The organism is Mesorhizobium sp. M0018 (assembly GCF_040323955.1).
Classification (GTDB): domain Bacteria; phylum Pseudomonadota; class Alphaproteobacteria; order Rhizobiales; family Rhizobiaceae; genus Mesorhizobium.
On sequence record NZ_JAMYVL010000061.1, the window covers coordinates 1 to 7,067 of the forward strand.

General features: G+C 57.0%; 7 protein-coding genes and 1 pseudogene. 1 reads left to right on the plus strand and 7 read right to left on the minus strand.

Features of this window, described 5'->3' with window-relative positions:
- Window positions 1-758, plus strand: a 758-nt coding sequence (gene tnpC, locus NKJ81_RS32225) for an IS66 family transposase (RefSeq protein ID WP_352542940.1), incomplete at its 5' end; no start/stop codon positions are given.
- A gap of 273 nt (window positions 759-1,031) precedes the next feature.
- On the opposite strand, the gene NKJ81_RS32230 is transcribed toward tnpC, so the two are convergent.
- The 7 genes and pseudogenes from NKJ81_RS32230 to NKJ81_RS32260 all read right to left on the minus strand — a co-directional run bounded on the left by NKJ81_RS32230 (window position 1,032) and on the right by NKJ81_RS32260 (window position 6,632).
- Window positions 1,032-1,238: a hypothetical protein gene (locus NKJ81_RS32230; protein ID WP_352542941.1), complete on the minus strand. Its 207-nt coding sequence runs from the start codon at window positions 1,236-1,238 to the stop codon at window positions 1,032-1,034.
- Window positions 1,235-1,816 (minus strand): tyrosine-type recombinase/integrase, encoded by a 582-nt coding sequence (locus NKJ81_RS32235; RefSeq protein ID WP_502904365.1) that lies wholly within the window; start codon window positions 1,814-1,816, stop codon window positions 1,235-1,237. The genes NKJ81_RS32230 and NKJ81_RS32235 overlap by 4 nt, the downstream gene beginning before the upstream one ends.
- A 9-nt stretch (window positions 1,817-1,825) precedes the next feature.
- Window positions 1,826-2,227 (minus strand): annotated as a pseudogene (locus NKJ81_RS32240) (MFS transporter); the annotation flags it as partial.
- 443 nt (window positions 2,228-2,670) lie between these two features.
- Entirely contained in the window at window positions 2,671-3,411 is a 741-nt protein-coding gene (locus NKJ81_RS32245) for an amino acid ABC transporter ATP-binding protein (protein WP_352542946.1), read from the minus strand.
- 128 nt (window positions 3,412-3,539) lie between these two features.
- Window positions 3,540-4,514, minus strand: a complete 975-nt coding sequence (locus NKJ81_RS32250; protein WP_352542942.1) for an amino acid ABC transporter permease — start codon at window positions 4,512-4,514, stop codon at window positions 3,540-3,542.
- 52 nt (window positions 4,515-4,566) lie between these two features.
- Window positions 4,567-5,403: a transporter substrate-binding domain-containing protein gene (locus NKJ81_RS32255; RefSeq protein ID WP_352542943.1), complete on the minus strand. Its 837-nt coding sequence runs from the start codon at window positions 5,401-5,403 to the stop codon at window positions 4,567-4,569.
- A 506-nt stretch (window positions 5,404-5,909) separates the two neighbouring features.
- On the minus strand, window positions 5,910-6,632 hold the full coding sequence (locus tag NKJ81_RS32260) for an aspartate/glutamate racemase family protein (protein ID WP_352542944.1): 723 nt from the start codon (window positions 6,630-6,632) through the stop codon (window positions 5,910-5,912).
- Window positions 6,633-7,067 lie beyond the last annotated feature (435 nt).

The window sequence follows — 7,067 nt, forward strand, 5'->3', positions numbered from 1 at the left end:
CGGCCTACCTCTGGACCTATGTCCGCGATGATCGGCCCTTTGGCGGCAGTGGACCGCCCATTGTTGTCTATCGCTTCGAGGACAGCCGCGCCGGCGAATGTGTTGCCCGTCATCTGGACGGCTATCGCGGGATCCTGCAAGTCGACGGATACGCCGCCTATAACCGGCTGGCCCGATCCGATCGGGGCAACGACGGCGTGACGCTGGCGGCCTGTTGGTCACACGTGCGGCGCAAGTTCTACGAACTGCATGCCGCGGGCTCGTCCACCATCGCCTCGCAGACGGTGGCGCATATGGCTCCGCTGTGGGCCATCGAGGAGGCCGTCCGCGGTCACGACCCCGCAGCCCGGGTGATGGCGCGTCAGGAGAAATCCGCCGCCATCTTGGTCGCGCTCTTCAAGCTGTGGGAAAAGGAGCTGCCGAAGCTGTCGGGCAAATCGAAGCCCGCCGAGGCGATCCGCTATGCACTTGGCCGGCGTGCCGCGCTCGAGCGCTTCCTCGTCGACGGCCGCATCGAGCTCGACTCCAACGCCGTCGAGCGTGCGATCAGGCCCCAGACAATAACGCGAAAGAACAGCCTCTTCGCTGGCAGCGACGGCGGCGGGCGGACATGGGCCACCATCGCCACGCTGCTGGCCACCGCCAAGATGAACCAGGTCGATCCGCACGCCTGGCTCACCCAGACCCTCGAGCGCATCGCCAATGGCTGGCCAAACAGCGATATCGACGGCCTCATGCCCTGGAATTACCAGAGCTGAACGGCCTCAGCTGCCCGCTTACGAAATTCAAGGGAACGCTCGCGCTCAAGCGGCACATCAATCCCACGCGCGTGCCGATCGAGACGAAGGAGAGCTATCGTTGGCTGGAGAACCTGCGCCAGTCCATCGCGCTCGTTGGCGCGCCCGAGCGCTGCGTGCATGGGCGATGCCCAATGATGCGGGGTCGTTCGCCGCCACATGATGGAAGAACGACCGGATCGCTGACAGCGCGCATTGCGTGTCTGGATCGTGTTCTTCCGCTTCTCTTCAAGCTCATCCAGCGAGAATAAGGTCCCGATCGAAATCCTCGACGGCCAATGCGTACGGCTTGCGCCCGGTGCGTTCGGCGGCGAAGAGCACCAACATACGCCAGGCGTCGCGGTAGCTGGCGATGGTTGAGGGACTTGCGTTCCTTTGCTTGGTCAGCCGGTTGCGGAAGAACGACTCCAGCAGCGGCGCGAGCGAGAGATGTACGCTCATGAGGCGCCTCCATGGGCCAACGCGCGGTCGGCCGCCATGCCAAGAAAATCCGCCGTGCCCGTCACATAGTAGGCAGTATCGGTGTAGTGGGCGTGGCCAAGATAGGTCGCCAACAAGGGCAGCAGCGCCTGCACGTCGGCGTTCTCTCGATGCCATGCGGCGAGCCGTGTGACGGCGAAACGATGCCGCAGATCATGCGGTCTTAAGGCCTTGTCACAGTTGAGACCCGCCAGCTTGCAGGCTGCGCAGAAAGCCAGAGCGAGCCCTGTCTTCGACAGCCGGTTGCCGCGCGAGCTGAGAAAAAACGCGGAATCCTTTCGCGTCGGAAATGCCATATCACGAAGGCGTGCGTACTGGCGCAGTGCCGCCAGTGTCGTGACATGAACTGGGATCACGCGATCCTTGCGAAACTTGGTCCTCCTGATGTGAAGAACTCCGCTGACGAGGTCGACGCCGGCGCAATCGAGGCGGAGCCTTTCTCCGGAACGTAAGCCCGTGCTCGCCAGCAATCCGACCAGCATTGTCAACACCACGCTCCGCTCGGGATACTGCGGCGAAATACGCCTGCACGCCAACATGAGCGATACAAGTTCCTGATCGCTCAAGATATCTCCCATCGAAGCTTGCCACGACGGGTCGTGCAACGCCCAACCACAGCCGATCAGGAACGTGACACCCAACAGAGTCCAAGGGTGAGTGCCTCGGTATAGGCCAGAAACGCCAGAGACGCGGAAACACACACCATCAGCAGCTGAGCCGTCAACATAATCCGGCGACGATCAAAGTTATCTGCGAGCGCTCCCGCCGCGAGCGAAAAGATCATGTATGGCAGCGTGGTCGACGACTGGACGAGCGCCACCATGCCCAGGCGACGTGGCAATGCTCGTCATCAGCCATGCGGCAGCCACGCCCTCGACCAGTGCAGCCGACCAAAGAGAACGGAACGTCTTGTGTTGAAACGGTACGAGTGGAGATGTTCTCTTTGCCATTGTGGAACCTTTCGAGATCGACTGCTGGCGCGAATTCACAAGCCACCCAAATATGCCACATCGTTAAACCCAAGCTGCCACGACCGCGCGCCCGCTAACCCAGAAGGGTAGCGGCGTTAGACCCATAGCGATGAGCGCAGGCAGTACTACCACCTGTGAGCGCGATCCAACGATCCAACTGAAAACAGCGGTCGTTTTTCCAAACGGTGCTGCAATTTGAATCCCAATCTAGGGGGAAGCCACAGTCGTTTGAGTTAGGCGTGGTAAAATACTGTTTGGGATCTGATTCATGTAAAACTCAGATGACAAGATTGACTAAAGCGCCCGTTGCTAATCCTTGGCGTTGTGATCGAGATCTGTTGCGATGGAAGAGTATCGCTTATGTTGCTCGTCCTTCGACAATTCTGGCAGTCGCTAACTCAGATCCACCCGATTTGATCATCTCAGTGCGACAAGATTTGATGGAGGAAGAGTTTTGTTCTTTCGTGCTGAGGCTTGGTGAAGAAGTGGTGCGGCTTGCCTTCCTCGACGATCCGGCCTCCATCCATGAAGATGACGCGATCGGCGACGGAGCGCGCGAAGCCCATCTCGTGGGTGACGCAGACCATCGTCATGCCCTCGCGCGCGAGACTGGTCATAGTCTCGAGCACTTCGGCGACCATCTCCGGATCGAGAGACGAGGTCGGCTCGTCGAAAAGCATGACCGCAGGTTCCATGCAGAGCGAGCGGGCAATTGCGACGCGCTGCTGTTGTCCCCCGGATAGTTGACCAGGGAATTTGTTCGCCTGCTCGGGTATGCGTACGCGCTCGAGGAATTTTAGCGCAATCTTCTTTGCCTCGGCCTCGGCCATACCCTTAATCCACATCGGCGCTGCCATGCAGTTCATCAGCACCGTCATATGCGGGAAGAGATTGAAGTGCTGGAACACCATGCCGACGTTCGCGCGAACTTCAGCCAGGTCGCGCATCTTGTTATGCAACCGAATCCCGTTGACAGTGATCTCGCCCTCTTGGTGCGCCTCGAGCCGATTAAAGCAGCGGATTAGCGTCGACTTTCCCGATCCGGAGGGGCCGCAGATAACGATGCGTTCGCCCTTGCGGACCGTGAGGTTGACGTCAGTCAATGCTCTGAAGGTGCCGTACCACTTCGAGACGTTCTCAGCTTCGATAACTGTGTCGCTCACTGCCACTCCTCTGGCCCGATAACTTCGATCCGAACTTAACCCGGGATAGCTTACCTCGACAGTCGTCTTAGAAGGGTCGTACAATTTTGGACCGTGCTTCACATGACCTTGACCTATGCTGACGCCCATCATCGCACCTTGCTTCTAGCAAAGTGGCGCTCGATCCTGGACTGGACCAGTTCCAGGCAGATGGACATAATCCAATATATAATTGCGGCCGTTATGAGCATCTCCATGTGTTGAAAAGTCGGCTGGCCGAGTGTGCGAGCAAGGAACGTGAGCTCCCACACACCGAGGATGGAGACGAGTGAGCTGTCCTTCAGCATTGAGATGAACGTGTTTCCCATTGGGGGAATGATGACCGGAAGCGCCTGCGGCAGTATGATCTTGCGCATCGTAAGACCGAAGCCGAAACCCATGGATCGCGAAGCTTCCCATTGGCCGCGGTCGATGCTCTGGATACCGGCACGGAAAATTTCTGTCATGTAGGCTCCGGTGCAAAGCGACAGCGCCAAGATGCCTGAAGGAACGGCGTCGATAAAGATACCAAGTTGCGGCAGTCCGAGGTAAATCAGGTAAATCTGGACGAGCAGCGGCAGGCCGCGGAAAAATGATGTGTAGAAACTGGCGATTGCATAGGCGAAGCCATTGCTTGAAAGCTTTGCAATCGCGGCAATCATCGCGAGGATCGAAGCGAATATCAGTGAAACCGCCGAGATATAGATCGTCGCAACTGCTCCCTGCGTGATCAGATATGGCACATTCTCCCAGATGAAGGGCATGCTTAGGTTAAATGACTTGAAGAAGGCAAGAAACAGAACCAGCAGCTCGGCCCAGACAACGCCGATTTGCACCTTCAGCGAAATAAAACCGATCAGCACGATGTTGAGACAGAATATGATCGCTATCACAAAGGCGATCGCGAAGCGACCATAGATCCCACTTTGCGCTGGGTCGCCGATGACAGGCCGCATGAGTTCGCCAAAGGTGGTGCCCGTAAGATTGAACATAAGAAAACCCGCGAGCACTGCGGCAAAAATCGAAGCAACAAACCACGGCTTGTGGACGAGGACCTCGGACTCGACATTGTCCTGATAAAGCATGAGCAGCACTTTCAAAGAGCGGCCCCGACAGCGGGGCCGCTATACTTTGCAACTATTTGTCGACGCTGTAGTCCGCGCCGAACCATTTGACGGACTGCTTGGCAAGGGTGCCATCATCCCTCATCGTTTTCACGGCAGCCGCAACCTTGTCGAGGAATTCCTTGTCGCCATGGAGAATGGAAATAGCAGCCGGCCCCGAGAACAACGGCTCGTCAAGGATCTTAATTGGATACCCAGCCTTTATCGCATTTCTAGCCGAGTTATCACTGTTAAGCACCGCATCAAGCCGTACTCCATCGCCCAGGCGAAGGTCGTCGTACAAAAGGCTGTCCGCTTGGTAGGTCTTCAGCTCGCCGGGTGTAAACTGGTACTTTACTGGTTTAGCATTAACCCATCCGGGCGTAAAGTTATGCTTGGCATAGGACTCTGCCACGTCGCCCGATCCGACGCCGATAACCTTGCCGTCGAGATCGGAAAGCTTCGTCGCCTTACTATCCTTGTGTACGATGGCTACCTCTGGAATGTAACTGTAAATGACAAACTCAAATATTTTGGCACGTTCCTTCGTAGGCGTCATTTGACCCATGCCCATATCCCAACGGCCCTGCCACTTGCCTGCCGCTATCATGTCCCAGTTCGTAGTTACGAATTTTACCTCCACGCCAAGGGATTTCGCGATGGCCTTGGCAAGGTCGATATCGGAACCATCGAGCTCATGTTTGTCGTTCAAATGCGATAGGGCCCCCCAGTCTGGCCCCACCGCCACGGTCAGCGACTTTGTGGCGAGCACGCGATCCAGAACTTCGCCAGCGTTGGCCCTGGACGGGCTACCGCCGGACGCGACTGCGAGTGAGGCTGCAGCTGCGATCATCGTTATAAGCCGATTCATATGTCTCTCCCATGTTTTTTGCCGTTTTTGGCCTGTTGGCGAAGCAAGGTCGTGTGTGCGCATATTCTTATTGACTACATTCAGGCCTGCATTTCGGGCAGGCGTTCCTGTTGACTAGATACGCATGACGCTGGTGCATCAGAAACACGATTAACGCCTTGTCAGTCAAAACCGCTGGGTGGCTCCCGTCAAATTCAGTTTGTCGATTGAGGCCATCTGAGTCTGAGATGATGCGAATTGACCCGCCGCCTTCGCTGCCGTGGGCAATGGTGTGACGCCGGCGGCCACTGCTGCTGCCGCTCCAAATCCCACTGATTGCCGGTGACGCCCTCATTACGATCGGGGGGCAGGAACCTGAGTCACCTGATGCCCACCACTTACGCAATTGGCACAATGGCCGATCCACTCCGGTGCCAATGCTCCACCGGGAATATCACGAAGACGCACTATCCCGCTTACTGCCATGGGCCGCGGGCTTTGTGTTGGAACCGCAGCTTGATCGTTGTTCATGACAATTCAGGGCTGGTAACCGACGCGAGCGTCAGCCGACAAAGGTCCGTGATGTCGTAGATCGGCAGCCCTGTTATGCGGCCTAGGGCGTTTTTGACACTCGGGAAACCCGTGCATTCGAAAAGCAGGATTCCAATCTCAGGATGCTTTGCGCGAAGTTGCGCGACACAAGCTGCGACCTCCGATTCAATTTGTTCAACATCGGTTTGGATGTATGGCCGCGCGAACGCGTTACCCACGAACACGCCGCCTTCAATCCCTGCGACGACCACTTTCGGTCGATCGACGGGCTTCTCTATCCCTAGCAGATCTTCGGTGCAGTGTCGGGAGTCAGCCGTTATTACCGCCAGCTTCTGAGCGGGCGATAGCTGCCTCAGCAACGCCGGAACGAGAAGCAGACTGGACATCACGACGGGTACATTGACTGCAGCAGCGACCGCCGGCTGATAGCGAACAAAAAAACCGCAGTCAGCAGAGATTACGTCAGCGCCTCTTTCGACTAGTCGCCTCGCCGCAGCAACACAAGCGTCCTTAACCCTAAGAGACGGCTCAGTGCGCACAATAGTCTCGGCGAAGGCGCCTTCCACCATTTCCCAGATGACCGGGCGATCAAAGGTCGCTGGATGCAATAGACATCCCTGTCTTGGAATGAGGCACTCAGGTGCCAGTCCTTCATCAAGCTCAAGAATTCCGAGCAGAGGGCGGCCTTGCAAGACCATGAATGACACCTTTCAACTAAGTGGGGTTTTCAGACAATGATTTCCCCGGGGGTCGTGGCAGATCTTGATGCCGTCGCTGTGAGAGTGCCTGTAGCCGCCTCGTGGAAAGAGAACGTTTGTTTGTTAACATTCACATTGGCATACAAACGTTTCTATGTCAATTCGGATTCCGAGAGTTGCTTCGGACGTGCCGGTTGCTCATGGAGGCACCGATGATCGAGTGCAGAGGAGCTGGCAGGGATAGAGCGACGTCGGTAAGGAGAACGACGAGCTCGTCAGGAGCGCCATAAGCCTTGACTTTTCGTGTCAACTCGGCGTCTGACATCGGGTTGCCAGCCCTCGCGTACTGAGCCGCAAATACTCCGCCCCTGGCAGCTAACCCAACGTGGGCAACCTTCATGTCTGTTCCGAACTGATGCTGAAGCCCCGCAGATA